17 protein-coding genes and 1 pseudogene are annotated in these 15,495 nt (G+C 65.4%); 6 read left to right on the forward strand and 12 right to left on the reverse strand.

The genetic code is table 11. The features are described 5' to 3' along the window. Window positions 1-134 precede the first annotated feature (134 nt). Window positions 135-590 carry a MarR family winged helix-turn-helix transcriptional regulator gene (locus SMCB_RS07995; protein ID WP_045536136.1) on the reverse strand — a complete coding sequence of 152 codons (456 nt, stop codon included), beginning with the start codon at window positions 588-590 and terminating at the stop codon, window positions 135-137. Between the two features lie 59 nt (window positions 591-649). Between SMCB_RS07995 and SMCB_RS08000 the strand changes: the two genes are divergently transcribed. Genes SMCB_RS08000 through SMCB_RS08010 form a run of 3 tightly spaced genes read left to right on the forward strand, consistent with a single transcriptional unit; the run spans window position 650 to window position 2,854 of the window. After that, window positions 650-1,204, forward strand: a complete 555-nt coding sequence (locus SMCB_RS08000; protein WP_045536138.1) for a PaaI family thioesterase — start codon at window positions 650-652, stop codon at window positions 1,202-1,204. Then, window positions 1,197-2,381, forward strand: a complete 1,185-nt coding sequence (locus tag SMCB_RS08005) for a thiolase family protein (protein WP_045536140.1) — start codon at window positions 1,197-1,199, stop codon at window positions 2,379-2,381. Before SMCB_RS08000 ends, SMCB_RS08005 begins: the two co-directional genes overlap by 8 nt. 14 nt (window positions 2,382-2,395) lie before the next feature. Next, window positions 2,396-2,854, forward strand: a complete 459-nt coding sequence (locus SMCB_RS08010) for a MaoC family dehydratase (RefSeq protein ID WP_045536142.1) — start codon at window positions 2,396-2,398, stop codon at window positions 2,852-2,854. 122 nt (window positions 2,855-2,976) lie between these two features. Here SMCB_RS08010 and mddA read toward each other — a convergent pair whose 3' ends face one another. From mddA to SMCB_RS08040, 7 genes and pseudogenes are all read right to left on the reverse strand, one after another. Beyond that, window positions 2,977-3,708, reverse strand: a complete 732-nt coding sequence (mddA, locus tag SMCB_RS08015) for a methanethiol S-methyltransferase (protein ID WP_045536145.1) — start codon at window positions 3,706-3,708, stop codon at window positions 2,977-2,979. 79 nt (window positions 3,709-3,787) lie between these two features. Beyond that, window positions 3,788-3,949 (reverse strand): annotated as a pseudogene (locus tag SMCB_RS12715) (FAD-dependent oxidoreductase); the annotation flags it as partial. A 279-nt stretch (window positions 3,950-4,228) separates the two neighbouring features. Beyond that, a complete protein-coding gene (locus SMCB_RS08020) occupies window positions 4,229-5,194 on the reverse strand; it encodes an alpha/beta fold hydrolase (RefSeq protein ID WP_052468462.1) in 966 nt (321 codons plus the stop codon). Window positions 5,195-5,210: 16 nt separating this feature from the next. Beyond that, entirely contained in the window at window positions 5,211-7,673 is a 2,463-nt protein-coding gene (locus SMCB_RS12495) for a 2Fe-2S iron-sulfur cluster-binding protein (RefSeq protein ID WP_144400306.1), read from the reverse strand. A gap of 40 nt (window positions 7,674-7,713) precedes the next feature. Then, window positions 7,714-8,163 (reverse strand): MarR family winged helix-turn-helix transcriptional regulator, encoded by a 450-nt coding sequence (locus SMCB_RS08030; protein ID WP_045536147.1) that lies wholly within the window; start codon window positions 8,161-8,163, stop codon window positions 7,714-7,716. A gap of 101 nt (window positions 8,164-8,264) precedes the next feature. Continuing rightward, window positions 8,265-8,837: a TetR/AcrR family transcriptional regulator gene (locus tag SMCB_RS08035; protein WP_045536149.1), complete on the reverse strand. Its 573-nt coding sequence runs from the start codon at window positions 8,835-8,837 to the stop codon at window positions 8,265-8,267. A 312-nt stretch (window positions 8,838-9,149) separates the two neighbouring features. After that, complete coding sequence (locus tag SMCB_RS08040; RefSeq protein WP_052468463.1) at window positions 9,150-9,677, reverse strand: IS91 family transposase; 528 nt, start codon at window positions 9,675-9,677, stop codon at window positions 9,150-9,152. Between the two features lie 46 nt (window positions 9,678-9,723). On the opposite strand from SMCB_RS08040, the gene SMCB_RS08045 reads away from it, so the two are divergent. Further along, on the forward strand, window positions 9,724-10,221 hold the full coding sequence (locus SMCB_RS08045; protein WP_144400308.1) for a hypothetical protein: 498 nt from the start codon (window positions 9,724-9,726) through the stop codon (window positions 10,219-10,221). Between the two features lie 96 nt (window positions 10,222-10,317). On the opposite strand, the gene SMCB_RS08050 is transcribed toward SMCB_RS08045, so the two are convergent. The 4 genes from SMCB_RS08050 to SMCB_RS08065 form a co-directional block, all read right to left on the reverse strand. Next, complete coding sequence (locus SMCB_RS08050) at window positions 10,318-10,569, reverse strand: transposase zinc-binding domain-containing protein (protein ID WP_052468465.1); 252 nt, start codon at window positions 10,567-10,569, stop codon at window positions 10,318-10,320. 205 nt (window positions 10,570-10,774) lie between these two features. Next, window positions 10,775-11,983 carry an MFS transporter gene (locus SMCB_RS08055; RefSeq protein ID WP_045536153.1) on the reverse strand — a complete coding sequence of 403 codons (1,209 nt, stop codon included), beginning with the start codon at window positions 11,981-11,983 and terminating at the stop codon, window positions 10,775-10,777. A 26-nt stretch (window positions 11,984-12,009) separates the two neighbouring features. After that, window positions 12,010-12,360, reverse strand: a complete 351-nt coding sequence (locus SMCB_RS08060; RefSeq protein ID WP_045536155.1) for a DsrE/DsrF/TusD sulfur relay family protein — start codon at window positions 12,358-12,360, stop codon at window positions 12,010-12,012. Window positions 12,361-12,420: 60 nt separating this feature from the next. After that, complete coding sequence (locus tag SMCB_RS08065) at window positions 12,421-13,092, reverse strand: ArsR/SmtB family transcription factor (RefSeq protein WP_045536156.1); 672 nt, start codon at window positions 13,090-13,092, stop codon at window positions 12,421-12,423. A gap of 224 nt (window positions 13,093-13,316) precedes the next feature. Here SMCB_RS08065 and SMCB_RS08070 point away from each other — a divergent pair, with 224 nt between their 5' ends. Together SMCB_RS08070 and SMCB_RS08075 are read left to right on the forward strand one after the other, a co-directional pair. Continuing rightward, window positions 13,317-14,261, forward strand: coding sequence for a chromate resistance protein ChrB domain-containing protein (locus tag SMCB_RS08070; protein WP_045536158.1), 945 nt, complete (start codon window positions 13,317-13,319; stop codon window positions 14,259-14,261). Window positions 14,262-14,314: 53 nt separating this feature from the next. Beyond that, the gene (locus SMCB_RS08075; protein WP_045536160.1) at window positions 14,315-15,490 is read left to right on the forward strand and encodes a chromate transporter; all 1,176 of its coding nucleotides are present in this window, start codon (window positions 14,315-14,317) and stop codon (window positions 15,488-15,490) included. Window positions 15,491-15,495: the final 5 nt, after the last annotated feature.

The following is a 15,495-nucleotide window of genomic DNA, read 5'->3' on the forward strand; positions in this document are numbered from 1 at the left end:
ACAAGCCCTTTGCGTCAGGCGTCCAACCCCATCAAGGGAGCTGGAGGCGCTGTCGGATCTCGTCCGCAGCGCTTGCGCTCCAAAGCAGCGACCGCCATGGCGCTTGCGTTGGTTTCTGAAAAACTCTCAGCCTCTCAGGTGGCGGCTGCATCGTCGGCGTCGTCATTGAGGCATTCGATGCAAGCATCCAGTAGCTCATGCGGCGCGGCCACGCGCTCCAACCCCAAGCGCTCGTTCAGCGCGGTTTGCGCCGCCTTCCAGGCATGCTGTCCTTCGACACGCTTCGCATGGCCCACAGCGGTCGCTTCGACCAGCCGGCTGCGTGCATCTTCGCCCGCACCGACCGTCAGCCATCCCTGTGCCGCCAGCAGTTGCAGATTGCGCGTGAGCGTCGACGCATCCATCTGCATGCGCTTGGCCAGATTACTCGGCCGGATCGGGCCGAGTTTGACGACATGCGAGAGCAGCGCGTACTGCGTGTTCTTCAAGCCAACCTCGGCAACGTAGCGGTCGTAGTGCCGCGTCACCATGCGATCAACCTGACGCAGCTTCAGATTGGTACAACCCTGCGGCTTGATGACGTTCTTCATGTGATATATTGTATCTACAACTATTGCAGATACAAGTTTATGCAAGAAAGGAGTTGTCAATGACGGTCGATCAGGTCATCGAGCGTTGGAAAGCAGACGAAGCCACGGTGCGAGCCCGCTTGCGAGAACCCGATGCAGCACCTCAGGAGCAGGTCGCCGGGCTATCGGGTATGGAGGTTTTCGAGGCGATCTTTGCCGGCGAACTTCCACCGGCGCCGATCGGCGACACGCTCGACTTCGTGCCGATCCACATGGCGCCTGGCGAGGCGGTGTTCCAGGGGCGACCGCAACGCCGGCACTACAACCCCTTGGGCACGGTGCACGGCGGCTGGTTTGCGACCCTGCTCGACTCAGCCGTTGGCTGCGCGATACACGCCACCTTGCCTGCGGGCAAGGGCTTCACCACGCTGGAACTCAAGGTGAACATGGTTCGGCCCCTCAACGACGGCGTTCCGCTCGTGCGTGCCGAGGGCAAGGTGATTCATGCGGGGCGCCAAGTCGCCACGGCCGAGGGCCGCATCGTCGGCCCTGACGGCAAGTTGTACGCCCATGCGACCACGACCTGCCTGATCTTCAACCATCCCACCCTCACCGCAAGGAGCAATCATGAGTAAGCCTGAAATCGTCCTTTGTGCACCGGTCCGCACGCCGATCGGTACCTATGGCGGCGCGCTGAAGGACACTCCGGCGACCGAGCTGGGGGCAGCCGTAGTGCGCGAGACCCTCCGACGCGCCGGGCTGTCGCCCGAGGCCGTCGATACCGTGGTGCTGGGCCACGTGATCCAGGCCGGGGCCAAAATGAACCCGGCGCGACAAGCTGCCATTGGCGGCGGCCTGCCGGTGCGGGTACCTGCGCTAACCGTAAACCGTGTCTGCGGCTCGGGCGCGCAAGCCATCGCCAGTGCTGCGCTGGAGGTGGCTGCGGGCCACGCCAAGGCGGCAATCGCCGGAGGCATGGAGAACATGGACCAGGCCCCTTACCTCGTGCCGAGTGGGCGCTGGGGCAATCGAATGGGCGACGCGGCAATGCTGGACAGCCTGCTGCGCGATGGTCTCAACGATGCCTTCAGCGGACAGCACTCGGGCTGGCATACCGAGGATCTGGTCAGCCAGCGCGGCATCACCCGCGAAGACCAGGACCGCTGGGCGGCGCGCTCGCAACAGCGGTTCAGTGCAGCGCAGGCGGCAGGCAAGTTCGATGAGGAAATCGTTGCGATCGAACTGGCTGGCCGCAAGGGGCCGGTGAGATTCGACCGCGACGAATCCAACCGTCCGGAGACGACCATCGAGACGCTGGCCAAGCTCAAACCCGCTTTCCGCAAGGACGGCAGCATCACCGCCGGCAACGCGCCTGGACTCAACAGCGGCGCAGCCGCCCTGATCGTGGCGGAACGCGGCTTTGCCGAGCAGCACGGGCTGCAGCCTTGGGCGCGGCTAGTCGCGCAGGGCGTGGCTGCGGTCGAGCCAGGCATGTTCGGCATCGGCCCGGTGCCTGCGGTCAAGCTCGCCCTGGAGCGCGCTGGGTGGAAGCACAGCGACATCGAGCGCATCGAAATCAACGAGGCCTTCGCCGCGATCACGCTGGCCTGCCTGCGCGAACTGGATCTGGCGGAAGACATCGTCAACGTCGAAGGTGGCTCCATTGCGCATGGCCATGCCATCGGTGCCACCGGTGCCGTGCTGACCACCCGCCTGCTGCATTCAATGCGCCGCGACGGCCTGAAACGGGGTGTTGTCACGCTGTGCATCGGTGGCGGCCAGGGCATCGCATTGGCGCTCGAAGCGCTCTGATCACGGGTTCGATCATGGGCATCCTCTATCTCGAAGACTTCGCGCCGGGGCAGCGCTTCTCTGGCAACACGCGCATCCGCATTGAGGAGAACCGAGTCAAGACATTCGCCTCGGAGTTCGATCCTCAACCCTTTCATCTCGACGAAGCTGCTGCGAGTGCCTCGCTCTTCCGCGGCCTGGCCGCCAGTGGCTGGCACACCGCCGCGGTGACCATGCGCTTGCTCGTGGACAGCGCGTTCCAGCCGGCAGGCGGCATCGTCGGCGCCGGCTTCGACGAACTGCGCTGGCCGCGGCCGGTGCGGCCGGGCGACGAGTTGCACGTGGAAAGCGAGGTGTTGGAAGTTCGGCCGTCGAAGTCTCGACCGGAACAGGGCTTGATCAAGGTGCGCACGAACACCCTCAATCAGAACGGGGAAGTCGTCCAGACCTCCGTGGGCAATCTAGTGGTTCTGTGTCGACCAGCATTCGCGTAGGTTTTAACACGGAGGTGTTCCTGCTTACAGGCAGTACAGGCAGCCATGACTGGGTTTGAAACACCGGCATCACGCTGGCGGCGGGCGCTGCACTGATCCCCGCCTGACCCGGCAACTCGACATCAAGGCTGCGCCGGCCCTTTGCGGTTGCGCCCGCCAAGCTTGGGCAGCAGCATGCCCACCTGCTGCCGGTAGACGCGGTAGCGGTCGCCGAACTGCGCCACCAGGTCGCGCTCTTCGAACCAGATGCCGATCAGGATGTAGCCAGTGCAGGCCGCGGCGAACAGCAGGTGGCCGGCCGTCATGTGCGGCGTGGCCCAGAAGCCGAGCAAGAAGCCCAGATAGAGGGGGTGGCGCACGTGGCGGTAGAAGAGCGGCGTGTGGAACACCGGCTCGGGCAGTTTCTGGCCGCGCAAGTTGGCCCACACCTGGCGCAGGCCGAAAAGTTCGAAGTGGTTGATCAGGAAGGTGCTGATCAGCAGCACCGCCCACCCGAGGCCAAAGACGGCGAGCAACACACCGCGGCCGAGCGGGTCGGTGACCGACCACACCACCGGCTCGGCGATCGGCCGCCATTGCCACAGCAGCAAGGCGAGCACTGCGGTGGACGCCAGCACGAAGGTGCTTCGTTCGACCGATTCCGGCACGATGCGGGTCCACCAGCGCTTGAAGCCGCGCCGCGCCATCACGCTGTGCTGTACGGCAAAGAGGCCGAGCAGCCCGAGGTTGACCAGCACCGCTTCGAGCAGCGGCGCGGCGGCACCGCTGTCGATGGTCTTGGGCAACAGCGGCAGGTTGCCGACGAAGCCGATGGCGTAGGTGAAGGTGGCCAGAAAGAAAACGTAGGAGGCCAATCCGTAGAGGGCTGAAGGTGATGCCGAGCTCCCCGGCTTCTTTGGCCTCGTGGATCACCTTGGCGGCGTGCAGGAGCGCCTTGCTCGGGATGCAGCCGCGGTTGAGGCAGACGCCCCCGAGCCTTGCCCCTTCGTCCACGAGGGTGACTCTGAGGCCGCGGTCGGCGGCGTGGAGGGCGGCCGGGTAGCCGCCGGGGCCCCCGCCGATGACGAGCAATTGCGTTTCGCGAACGTCGGACATGCCAGCACTCCCCGGGTGGATCTTCCCACAGGCGTCATCGACGAGGTGGCAGAGATCGGAATCTTCCGCCGCCGCAGTGCCCACAGCGTGCCTCTTTCTTTCCTCAGAAGGCCGATCCACGTTTGCGAGTCCGCGGCAACGTGCTCATTGGGCTGGCCGACGTGCCTCTCTGACGCTGGTCTTCCTGTTCCTGAACCACGACGGTTGCCTGCCGCCGCTCGTGGCCGCTGAGATACCCCAGCACGTGCCACTTCTGTCGGCGACAGGTCGCTACGACCATCAACATGCGTCGGAACCGCTCCCGATGCGCGTGTGAAGATCGACCACGGCATCCGGCCGATCAAGCGGTAAGAAGTGTCCGCCGTTCTCCACGGTTTCCACCTGGGCCGTCGGAATCAGGCTGGAATCGTGCTCGCGCTCGCCGGGCCGAGCCCAATCCTTGTTGCCCCAGACGAGGAGCACCGGCAGGTTGATGTTTTTGTACGATCCGGTCGCCGCTTCCCAGCTCGCCGACTGACGGAGCAGGCGGATGAAGGCTCGGGAGTGGCCGGGCCGATTGCCAACCCGGTACATTTCCTTGAGGAGTGCGGGCGGGATGCTCTCGCGATTCGCGACGCCACCCCGGAGAACGGCCCGCATGATCACGAAGTTCCTGAGCCGCATGACCGTTTCACCGATCAGGGGGATGCCCGAGGTGACTGTGATCAGCCAGCCCAACGGAGAGCTGCGCGCCATCCCGCGACCCTTGGCGTAGTCGTACGGGTTGATTGCCACGACCCTGACAATTCGCGGGTTCCGCCGGCCGGCCAGGATCAGGGCGATCGCGCCGCCGATGGACACGCCGCTGAGCGTCACCTCGTGAAGGTCGAGGGCGTCGAGGAACTTCGCGACGGACTCGGCGAAGAATTCGGCATCGTATCGGGCCTCGGGGATGTCCGAATAACCGTGGCCGGGATAATCGAGCGCGTAGACCGTGAACCGCCCCGCCAGTTCCGGCACGACCTTCTCGAAGAGGTCGAGTTGGGTGCGCAGGGTGTGGAGGAGCACGAGATTCGGCCCCCGCCCGGCCTTGATGTAACGAAGCTTGCAGCCGCCGATGTCGACGTAGCCGATCGGGATATCCGGTGCCCAGCGCAGGGTTTTGGGCGTTTGCGGGACCGGGCGCAACGCTTCCGTGATCTGGGATACGAGCCACAGTCCGACGACCGGGCCGACGAACGCTGCGGCGAATAATTCGAAACCCATGAGCGACCCCCTTAAGTTAAGCGTCGACTTCGACGTCGCCCTGGATCTTGGCCTGGCAGGCCAGGATGTAACCCTCTGCCCGGTCTTGATCGGTCAGCGCATCCTCGGCGGCCATTGTTACCCGGCCCGAGACCAGCTTCACGCGACAGGAGGCGCACGTGCCGGAACGGCAGGCGTTGTCGATGGGGACACCGGCCGTATCGGCGGCGTCGAGGATCGTCGCATCGACCGGGACGGGCGCGGTCACGCCGGAAGCCAGGAAGAGAGCCCTGCCCGCGATCTCCGTTGATGTGGTCTCCTTTCCAGACGGACTGCGTTTGACCGTCCCGAACGCCTCCCGCTTGATTTGGGCAGGGGGGACACCGAGGGAGCCGAGTGCGGCGATGATCGCGTCCATCATCGGCAGCGGGCCGCACACGTGAACCTGTTGGGCGGCGAGGTTGGGCACGGCCGACGCGAGCAGGGCCGCATCGATTCGGCCGACGCGGCCGGACCACGGCTCGTCCCCCGGGGCGCTCATGGTGACGGTGACGGCGAGGTTGGGGTGGCGCGCCTGGAGCGCGGCCAGCTCCTCGCGGAAAATGAAGTCGCGCGGCGACCGGAACCCGAGGACGAGGTGCACCTCGCCCGGCCAGCACGTCTCGGCGAGGTAACGCACCGCGCTCATCAGTGGCGTGATTCCCACCCCGCCGCCGATCAGTACCACCCGGCCTGCCTCCTGGCCGCTGAAAAAGAACGTGCCGTTCGGCGCTTCGACCTCGACCTCGTCCCCGACCCCCAGTTCGTCGTGCAGCCACCGCGAGACCAGTCCCTGGCCTTCACGCTTGACCGTGATCTCTATCCGGTCGCTCCAGGTCGGCGACGACGCGATCGTGTAGGAGCGTTTGGTCGGGACTCCGCCGGGCGCGATATGGAGCGTCACGAACTGGCCGGGCAGGTAGTTAAACGGGAGTTCCCCGCCCGCGGGGGGAGTGAAGCGGAAAGTCTTCACCTCGTGCGCCTCGTCCACCACCTCCGAGAGCGTGAGTTTGCCCCGCCACCGGACCTCACCGGTGGCAGGGTCGTTCTTCACGAAGGCCGCGGGCTCTCCCCTGAGCCTTGAGGGTCGTGGCTCAAGCTCGACCCGCTCCTGCCGGCCGCCCGCGCTCGGGAAGCACTTGCCAAACGCCAGCAGCAACTTGGGCGGGCCGGCGAGCCGAATCTTCCTCCGCACCAAGGCCCACACCATGTTCCGCTCGGCCCTCAGGAACCCGACCCACGTTTGCGAGTCCGCGGTCACGCGGAGATCGGGCTGGCCGACGTGCCCCTCCTTAACACTGATCTTCTGCTGCTGGATCACGACCGTCACCTGGCGCTGCTCGTGGCCGGTGAAGGTGAAGTGGTAGGTGGCGTTCAGGCCGGCCGACTTGCCCGGCTGGAAGACGTTCGGCATCCCGTTCAGGAAGGCGTCGATGCTGTTCGGCCGCAGGCTGTTGCCCACGTGCTTGATCGTCTTGTGGGGGAAGCGCTTGGTGACGTGGTCCTCGGCGTCGGAGTTCTGGGTGACGTAGACCGTCTCCTCCCGCTCCTGGAGGGGTCGCACCACTTGGTCGAGGTGGGCCTTCCGATCGGCGAGGAACGGCCCGATCACGTCCTCCCCGGCCGGGCACACCGCCAGGCAGTACGCGGCCTTGTAGTTCGCGCCGTAGGACAGGCTCTGCCACATCGAGGCCGACTCGGAATCGCTGACCCGACCGCGGTAGTCGCGGGCGCTACTGCTGTCGGCCACTTGCTCGACCCAGTCGGTGAAGCCGCCCATGAACTCCCGGTAGTTGTGGGTATAGCAGGACGTGAAGTTGAAGCTCCCGTCCGGCGAGATGGCCCCCACGGGGCACGCGGCCACGCACAGCTTGCATTCCAGGCACGGGTTGTAGTTGATCGGCCGGCTGGACTCCGACACCTCGGCCCCAACCAGGATCGTCCCGAGCAGGATGAAGTTGCCGAACTTCTCGTGGATCACGTTGCGGTGGATGCCCATCATGCCCAGCCCCGCCGCGACCGCCACCGGCTTGTGCGACACGACCCAGATCTTGTTGGGGAAGCGGTGCATCTCCATGGGGAAGCCCATGGCCGGGTTCATTGCCCGGATGCCCCGGTCCTCAAGGGCTTGAACCACCTCCCGGGCGACGTGGTTGACCTCCTCGCCGCTGTGGTGGAACTCGGTGTTGGAGACCGACCGGGCCGGCGTCCGAACGGCCTCTCGGTTCATGCGGACCACGAAGCTGACGAGCGTCTTGGTGTGAGGGAACGCCTTGAGGATGTCCTCGCGCTGGTCGTCCAAAGCGGGTCGGCCGATCTCCACAAATCCCACGTCATCGGCACCGGCCTCGAGGACCAGTTGTTTCAACCAGCCGGCGTCCACCGACTCGTCCGCGGGCCGAATGCTGGGCACCGTCTTGAGGCGAACCCGCCGCACGGTCGGGTGATCGTTGAGGTTCATGGGCAGATCTCTTTGTATATACAACTATATGGCGAAGCTATCAGCCCGGAGCGGGCCCTTTCTTGACTCGCTTCACGGCTCGGTTCAACTGTTCCAGGAACCCGTCCCCAACAACCCTCCTGACCTGCTGTTGCGCCTCGCTCCAAGCCGGAATCGCCTTGTCCAGAAGCTCGCGTCCCTGTGATGTCAGACGGAAAGGCTGCGAGCGGCCATCCTCTTCGGGCACAACTTCGAGCCAGCCACGAGCTTTCATTCGTTCGACGTTGCGGCTGAGGGTCGAGACGTCGAGATGGAGATGTTCACAAACTTCAACGGGGCGAGCCGTTCCCATCATCGCGGCGGCGACCAGAATGTTCATCTGGCTCACCTTCAGGTCGAGCGGCCGCAGGGCGTCGTCGTAGATGTTCGTGACGACCCGGTTCAACAGCCGCAACTGCTTGGCGACGCAACTCGCGGCGATCTCCTCGATGGTGGCAGCGGGTTTTGTCATGGTCACACTCCTCTTTTAATTGTATATGCAATTGCCGCCGGCGTCAACGGCTCGCCTCCAGAAGGGATGAAAAGAGCTTCCCGGGTGAATCAAAAGGGGTCCTATCCCTTCCCGGCCACGACGATCAGCGCGGCGTCGCGGGCGACGTCGGCCGCGCCCGGCGTCCCCTGGATCACGGCCGTCACGACGGCCCCCTCCACCAGCAGGGAGACGGCGGGGGCGACCTTTGCCGCCGACCGCCCGACCGTCTGCTCGACGATGGCCCGCAGGATCTCGAAGAACCGCTGCTTGTACCCGCGGACGAACTCGGCCCCGGGGTGCTTCGGGTCGGCCAACACGATTGCGGCGTTCTGGAACGCACAGCCCCGGAAGCCCGGGGACTCGAACCACTCTTTCAGGGCGGCGAAGAACGCCCGGAGCGGGGTCCTCTTGCCGTGCCGCTCCATCGCACCGCGGAAGAACTCGAGGACGGTCTTCTCGCGGTGTTGGAGGACGGCCAGGATCAGGTCGTCCTTGGACGGGAAGTGGGTGTACAGGGTCATCTTGGCAACCCCGACCTCGGCGATCACCCGGTCGATGCCGACGGCCCGGACGCCGTGCTGGTAGAACAGCCGGTCGGCGGATTCCAGGAGACGCCGCCGGGCGGCGGACGTCGTGGCTCGTGCGCGTCCCATGCTGGGTTGTGCCGACCGGTCAGTGTGGTGTTCGGGTGCGCATAGGAATTTCAAACGGCATTTGGAAGGCCCCACTGACCATGGGTTGGCGGCCGATGCTGGCCTGGATGGCCTGGAACTGACGACTGCGACGCCGTCTTGTGATGATTCGGCCGGCCCCTCCGGTTCTGTTGGGGTTCGTTGGGTCTCGATATCAGGGTTGCCCCGGAGTCACTCGGCATCCAGCCTACATGCGGCGCAGCGCCATTCCGGCTGCCGCTGGCAGCGCAGCCTGGAGCGAGGTTTTTGTGAAGGCCGGCGCGGCTCCGCGGCTCAGGTGGCGAAGTCTTGCCCCGCCTCACGCGCCCGGCCCCTGGGCGGCGGCTGCGGATCCAGCCCCAGGTGGGTCAAGATCTTCTCGATCACCGGTCGCTCCAGGATCGCCGCGATGATCTTCAGCTCCCCAGCTTCGCAGTTCGGGCAGTGCTGCATGTCGATGTCGAAGACACGCTTGAGAAGCCGCGCCCAGCTGATCCGGTGCGGCCGGGCCTGAACCGCCTCGACCTCGCATTCGTCGGCAACTGCTACTTTGGTGGCCTGCTGCTCCTGCACCTCGGGTCCCGGCGGTACCACCAGCGGGCGCAGCTTGGCATTGGGTGCCAGCACGCCGTGGAACCTGATCAGGTGCAGCCTCGGCCGCGGCACCAGCGCTGCCAGTCGCTGCATGAACTCCAGCGGACTCATGACCAGATGCGTGGTGCCGTCGCGCCACGGCGTCTTGAGCTTGAGCTCCACCTGGCCGACGGTATTGAGTTGCACCCGCTCGTCGGACAACGCCGGCCGGGTGATGTAGCGGCACAACTGTTCCAGCCGCTTGGCTGGCGTGCGGTTCGACGCGGACCGCGGCGTGCAGACTGAAACCGTCGATGTCGGCACAGAGTTGCTGGCGTGCCATAGCCTCGCGCGGCAGCGCGCCCCTGAGCTTCAGCACCTTCTGCCCAGCGCGGGGGCCAAAGGCGATGCGGTAAGTGATGGCCGCGGCCTGCAGTGGCCGCGAGCCGTGCGCGCCTGCCTCGCCGTCGGCATCAGGCTCGGCCAGGTAGGTCTGCCCCATGTCCTCGACCAGCACACCCCGGCGAGTGAGCATCTTCATGAGCCGGGCGATGACGGTCTGCAGCAGCGCTTGCAGCGCGTCGTCGGTGGGCGCACTCGCCTCGATGAAGCTGGGCGCGCCGCCGTGGCCTACGTCGGCCTTGAGCCCGGCAGCGTCCAGCAGATGGCGCGTGAGCACGCGCTGCACCACCTGCAGCACCGGCGTGACCAGCTCAGGCTGCGCGGCCAGCAGCACGCGCAGCGGGATCGGCAGCGACAGCACCCACTGGCGCACCGGCACATGCGGCGATGACGTGGTCCACGAGTTGCGCTGCTGTCTGCGACATCCGGCGCGCGCCACATGACGGGCAGAACCCTCGCCGCTTGCAGCTGAACGCCAGCAGCTTGGTCAGTGGCCGCAGTCGCCGCAGCGCAGCCTGAGGAACCCATGGGCCAGGATGCCGCACTCTAGGAAGGCGTCGAACTCGTCTTTGACGAACTGCGGCAGAGCGGCGCCAGTGCTGGCCTCGGTGTGGGCGATGAAGCTGGCCGCGTGCTGCTGCACCAGACGGTACAGCGCGGTCTGCTCCGGGCGGTGGCGTTCGTAGTGGACCCGGCTGGCCTGGCCGGGTGACGAACCAGGCTGGCGGGCGGCGTGCACGGCATGCAGAGGGCTCGATGGGAGACCTCTACCGGCCTTGTGCGGGGTGTTTGTGCGCGCCGCCGGGCCTTCGCACGGCCCGTTGGGCGGGGAAAGTGCAAGAAATCCCTGTTTCGGGCTGCGGCTGGGTGGGCGTGAGGGGTTGGCTCAATTGAGGTCACGGATTCAGGTGTTGAGTTGCGGGTTGGATGACGTGTGCATACCCTCAGGCTGGCGTTGCCACCGAACGGAGCCGACGCTCGATGCCGATCGCGGCGATCAAGGCAAGAATCAGCAACGGCACCACGGCCAAGTTGAGCGTGGCCCAGCCAAAGCGGTCATAGAGCCAGCCCGCCGATAGCGTCGCGAGCGCCACCAGGCCGAAAATCGAGAATTCGTTGATCGCCTGGACCTTCATCTGCTCCGACGGGCGATACGTCTGGGTGAGCAGCGCCGTACCGCCGATAAAGGCGAAGTTCCAGCCGACACCGAGCAGGATCAAGGCGGACAGGAAGTGCAGAAACTCGACGCCAAGCAGCGCGATCGCGACATGCCCGAGCAGCAGGATGAAGCCGAGTTGCATGATTCGGGGCGCGCCGTAGCGCTTGATCAGGTTACCGGTGATGAACGACGGCGCGAACATCGCGACGACGTGCCACTGAATCACTGATGTGACGCTGGTCGAGGACAGTCCGCACCCGATCATCGCCAGCGGGGTCGCGGTCATCACCATGATCATCACGGCATAGCCGACCGCTGCACCCAGAACCGAAGCTTGCAGCACCGGCTGCGCGAGAATCTCGCGCAAGGGCCGCGCCGCACCTCCGGCCGCAACGACCACGGGCTTGAGCCGCACGCACGCCAGCAGCGTCAGGGCGATCAGGCTGAGTGCGGCTTGGGCGACGTATGATCCGACGAACAATCCGCTGGCGAACCAGTCTCGCCCCCACTGGCCCAGTTGCGGCCCGAGGAAGGCAGCAACGACACCGCCCGCGACCACCCAGGCGATGGCCTTGCTGACGTGAGCCGAATCGACTGCCTCTGCGGCGGCGAACCGGTAATAGTTGGCGAAACCCTGGTAACAGCCCAGCAGCAGATGGCCCAGCACGAAGAGCTCGAACGAGTGGCGCTGCAATCCGAGCGCGGCAATCATGCTGCCGGAGACCCCGAGCGCAGCGCCGATCAGGAAACCCGTACGCCGTCCAAAGCGGCGCATCAGCATGGCCGCGGGCAGTGACGCGATCGCCACCCCGATGACCATGACGGCAATAGGCAGCGTCGCAAGACTCTTGTCGGGCGCAAGCGCACTTCCAAGAATCGCCGCCAGCGCCATTGACATGACGATGGCCGACATCATCATGGCCTGACTTGATGCAAGAAGCAGAACGTTGCGGCTGCCTTGAAACAGCAGAACGTTGCGAATGCCTTGAAACATCTGTTTCCCCTCGATCGTTCGAGCGCTCAAAACACCAGCACCTTGTCCGCCTCGGCGGTCCATTGGGCGAGCTCGCCCATCGTCGAACGCTTGGCGCCATCGACCATGTCTTGGTCGGTCAGCCCGCGCGCATCCATGCAGGTGCCGCACAAGGCCACGTCACCCTTGCGCAGGATCTTTCCGAGCATGAGTTGGACGTTGTAATAGCCCTCAGGGACCTTCTGGCCGGACTTGGCGCAGCCGACCGCATCGGCCATCAGGAAGACCCGCACCCGCTGATCTTCACGGCCGGCGAGCGCCCCGGCGAGCCGCAGCGCGTTGTAGGCCCGCTCATTGCCGTAGGGCGCGTCATTGATGATGAAAAGCGTGCTGGACATGGCATTGCTCCTTGGTCTTGCATTGAAGTGGATGACGGGCGAGCGGCAGTCGGTGGCCCATCAGCGCTTGTCCGCTGCCTCTACCGGGAGGCCGGCTGCTTCCCATTCGCTGACGCCGTCGAGAATCTTGCGAACCCGGTAACCCTTCGCCGCGAGCAGGGCCACGGCCTCATCCGAGAGCAGGCAGAACGGGCCGCGGCAGTACGCGACGATCTCCTTGTCGAGCGGCAATTCGGTGAGCCGACGTTCGAGCTCGGCGACCGGCATCGAGCGGGCGAAAGGCAGGTGCGCAGTCTCGTACTCGTTTTGCGGACGCACGTCGATCACAACGATTTCGCCGCGCTGTGCGCGCTCCAAGAGGGCTTGACGACCAACAGCCGCAAGCCGGGAGGGATCGGACACCATCTGACCAAGCGCGACGCGCAACTCGACCAGATGCTCTTCGGCCACCTCGCGCAACATGACCCAAAGCCGGGCGACATCCGGGCCACTGAGCCGGTAGATCACGAACTTGCCGTCTCGGCGCGATGCCACCAGGCGCGCCTCTTTCAAGGCTTTTAGGTGCGCACTGGTGAGCTTGACGTCTACGGCTAGCTCGCCGGCTAGCGTCTCGACGGTTTTCTCGCCTTGAGCCAGCAATTCAAGCAGTTCCAGCCGCTTCGGGCTGGATACCGCCTTGCCGATTCGGGCTACCTGTTCGTAGAGCAGGTCTTTCAAGAGTCTTTGTTCCATGCGAAGATTCTAACGATCGCGCGAATGTTGTCAAGACGTTCAGCACAGAGACGCTTTTAGGACCAATGACGCGGTGACTGGGAGACCGGGCTGCGACGCGGTTCCGACCGCGTTGATCACCCCAGTTCGCACCGGACTCGCTACGCAATTGCATAGATTTCGTTTTATCTATAACAAGGAGTAGGATATAATACTCATCCCTCTTGGCAACACGGAGTCCGTGCTTGAGCTTTCTCGCGCTGTTCATCAGCCTGCCCACCAAGGCATCGACCGGCCGCATGCGCGTCTGGCGCTCCGTCAAGGCGCTGGGCTGCGCGACGCTGCGCGATGGGGTCTATCTGCTGCCCGACTCGGCCGACAGTGCCGCGGCGCTGGACGAAGCGGCGGCGCAGTCGGTCGAGGCCGGGGGCAGCGGCGAGGTCTATCGACTCTCGGGGTGTGACGAAGCTCAGGAAGCCGCGCTGCGCGCCCTGTTCGACCGGGGCGAGGAGTACGCGGGCATCGTCGAGGAGATCAAAGGGCTCGGACGGAGCCTGGCATCCCTAGACGGCGCAGCCGCCGCGCGCAAGCTCCAGCCGCTCGTGCGCCGCTTCGAGCAGGTGGCGCGCATCGACTTCTTCCCCGGCGAGGCGCAGCGGCAGACCTTGAGCCTGCTCGACGACCTGCGCGACGCGCTCACCCGCCGGCTTTCTCCCGACGAGCCGACCCCTCGGCAGGCCGACATTCCGCGACTGGAGCGGGCCGACTATCGGGGCCGTGTCTGGGCCACGCGGGCCCGTCCGTGGGTGGACCGGCTCGCCTCGGCCTGGCTGATCCGCCGGTTTGTCGACCCGAAGGCCCGCATCGTCTGGCTGGCGAGTCCTGCCGACTGCAAAGCCGATTGGCTCGGCTTCGATTTCGACGGTGCGACGTTCAGCCACGTGGGGACGAAGGTCACCTTCGAGACGCTGCTGGCGAGTTTTGGCCTGGAGGACGCCCCGGCGCTGACGCGCTTGGGCGAACTGGTGCATTGCCTGGACGTGGGCGGTCTGCCGGTACCGGAAGCGCCGGGCATCGAGCAGCTGCTCGCGGGCCTGAGGGCATCCGAATCCGACGACGACGCGCTGCTCGTTCGCGCGTGCGAAGTTTTTGATTGGCTGTTGAAGAGTTACGAGGAAAAAACAACGTGAACACCCTGACCCGTCCTGAGACGGATGCCACGACTGAAGCCGTCCCTCCAGCGATGAGCTACCTGCAGCTCTTCGTGCGCTTCCTCAAGTTCGGCTTGCTCGCATGGGGCGGGCCGGTGGCTCAGATCGGCATGTTGCGCAGCGAGCTCGTGGACGAGGAACGCTGGATCTCCAGCGAACGCTTCAACAAGCTGCTTGCGGTGATGCAGGTGCTGCCCGGACCCGAAGCCCACGAATTGTGCGTTCATTTGGGCATCCGAGCAAAGGGGCGGCTGGGGGGCGTACTGGCGGGACTCGGGTTCATGCTGCCGGGGTTCTTGCTGATGTTCGCGCTGTCCTGGTTGTACTTCCAGATTGACATCGCAGGCACCGCGCTGGGCGCTGCGTTCCTTGGCATGCAGGCGGCCGTGATCGCCCTGATCGTGCGCGCCGTGCACCGCATCGGCGAGCACATCCTGCTCGATCGCTGGTTGTGGGCCATTGCCATCGCTTGCGCGCTGGCAGCCATGGGTGGTGTCGACTTCTGGATCACCCTGCCGGCGGGTGGCCTTGTGTACGCCCTGCTCGTGCTCAAGCATCGGGCCTTAGCACTGCTCGTGACGCTGGCAGCGGTGGCGCTGGCCACGGCCGTGGCTCTGTGGACTGCGCCGACAGCGAAGCTGGTGGAAACGGTCGTTCAGGGCCAAGCCTCGGTGCTGCTCATCTTCGCGGCGGGCCTGAAGGCCGGCTTGCTCACCTTCGGTGGTGCCTACACAGCGATTCCGTTCATTCGCGACGACGCCGTCGGGCGCGGGTGGCTGACCGATGGGCAGTTCCTGGACGGCCTGGCGCTGTCCGGTGTGCTGCCGGCACCGCTCATCATCTTCGCCACGTTCGTCGGCTATGCGGCGGGGGGGCCGATCGGGGCGGTGGCCATGACGGCGGGGATCTTTCTTCCGGCCTTTGCGTTCTCGCTGATTTTCTACGACCGGCTGGAGGCGGTGGTGGACAACAAACGGCTGCACGCCTTTCTGAACGGTGTAGCGGCCGGGGTAGTCGGCCTGATCGGCGCAACCACCATCGACTTGGCGCGGGTCACTGCCGAACGCGTGCCATCGCTGACGGCGGGCATATCGATCTTCGCCGCGGCCCTGGCATTCCTTTATTTCTGGAAGAACAAGCTCAACGTCGTCGTCGTGATCCTCGCGGCGGGACTGGCGGGGTGGCTGGTGTTTCCGGGCCAAGGCTGAACCTG

It is taken from the genome of Serpentinimonas maccroryi (assembly GCF_000828915.1).
Classification (GTDB): domain Bacteria; phylum Pseudomonadota; class Gammaproteobacteria; order Burkholderiales; family Burkholderiaceae_C; genus Serpentinimonas; species Serpentinimonas maccroryi.

Excerpts from the sequence above, each read along its gene's own strand:
- SMCB_RS12495 (WP_144400306.1), bottom strand. The coding sequence starts at position 7,673 with ATGAACCTCAACGATCACCCGACCGTGCGGCGGGTTCGCCTCAAGACG.
- SMCB_RS08000 (WP_045536138.1), top strand. The coding sequence starts at position 650 with ATGACGGTCGATCAGGTCATCGAGCGTTGGAAAGCAGACGAAGCCACG.
- SMCB_RS08010 (WP_045536142.1), top strand. The coding sequence starts at position 2,396 with ATGGGCATCCTCTATCTCGAAGACTTCGCGCCGGGGCAGCGCTTCTCT.
- SMCB_RS08030 (WP_045536147.1), bottom strand. The coding sequence starts at position 8,163 with ATGACAAAACCCGCTGCCACCATCGAGGAGATCGCCGCGAGTTGCGTC.
- SMCB_RS07995 (WP_045536136.1), bottom strand. The coding sequence starts at position 590 with ATGAAGAACGTCATCAAGCCGCAGGGTTGTACCAATCTGAAGCTGCGT.
- SMCB_RS08055 (WP_045536153.1), bottom strand. The coding sequence starts at position 11,983 with ATGTTTCAAGGCATTCGCAACGTTCTGCTGTTTCAAGGCAGCCGCAAC.
- SMCB_RS08075 (WP_045536160.1), top strand. The coding sequence starts at position 14,315 with ATGAGCTACCTGCAGCTCTTCGTGCGCTTCCTCAAGTTCGGCTTGCTC.
- SMCB_RS08005 (WP_045536140.1), top strand. The coding sequence starts at position 1,197 with ATGAGTAAGCCTGAAATCGTCCTTTGTGCACCGGTCCGCACGCCGATC.
- SMCB_RS08035 (WP_045536149.1), bottom strand. The coding sequence starts at position 8,837 with ATGGGACGCGCACGAGCCACGACGTCCGCCGCCCGGCGGCGTCTCCTG.
- SMCB_RS08065 (WP_045536156.1), bottom strand. The coding sequence starts at position 13,092 with ATGGAACAAAGACTCTTGAAAGACCTGCTCTACGAACAGGTAGCCCGA.
- SMCB_RS08060 (WP_045536155.1), bottom strand. The coding sequence starts at position 12,360 with ATGTCCAGCACGCTTTTCATCATCAATGACGCGCCCTACGGCAATGAG.
- SMCB_RS08020 (WP_052468462.1), bottom strand. The coding sequence starts at position 5,194 with ATGGGTTTCGAATTATTCGCCGCAGCGTTCGTCGGCCCGGTCGTCGGA.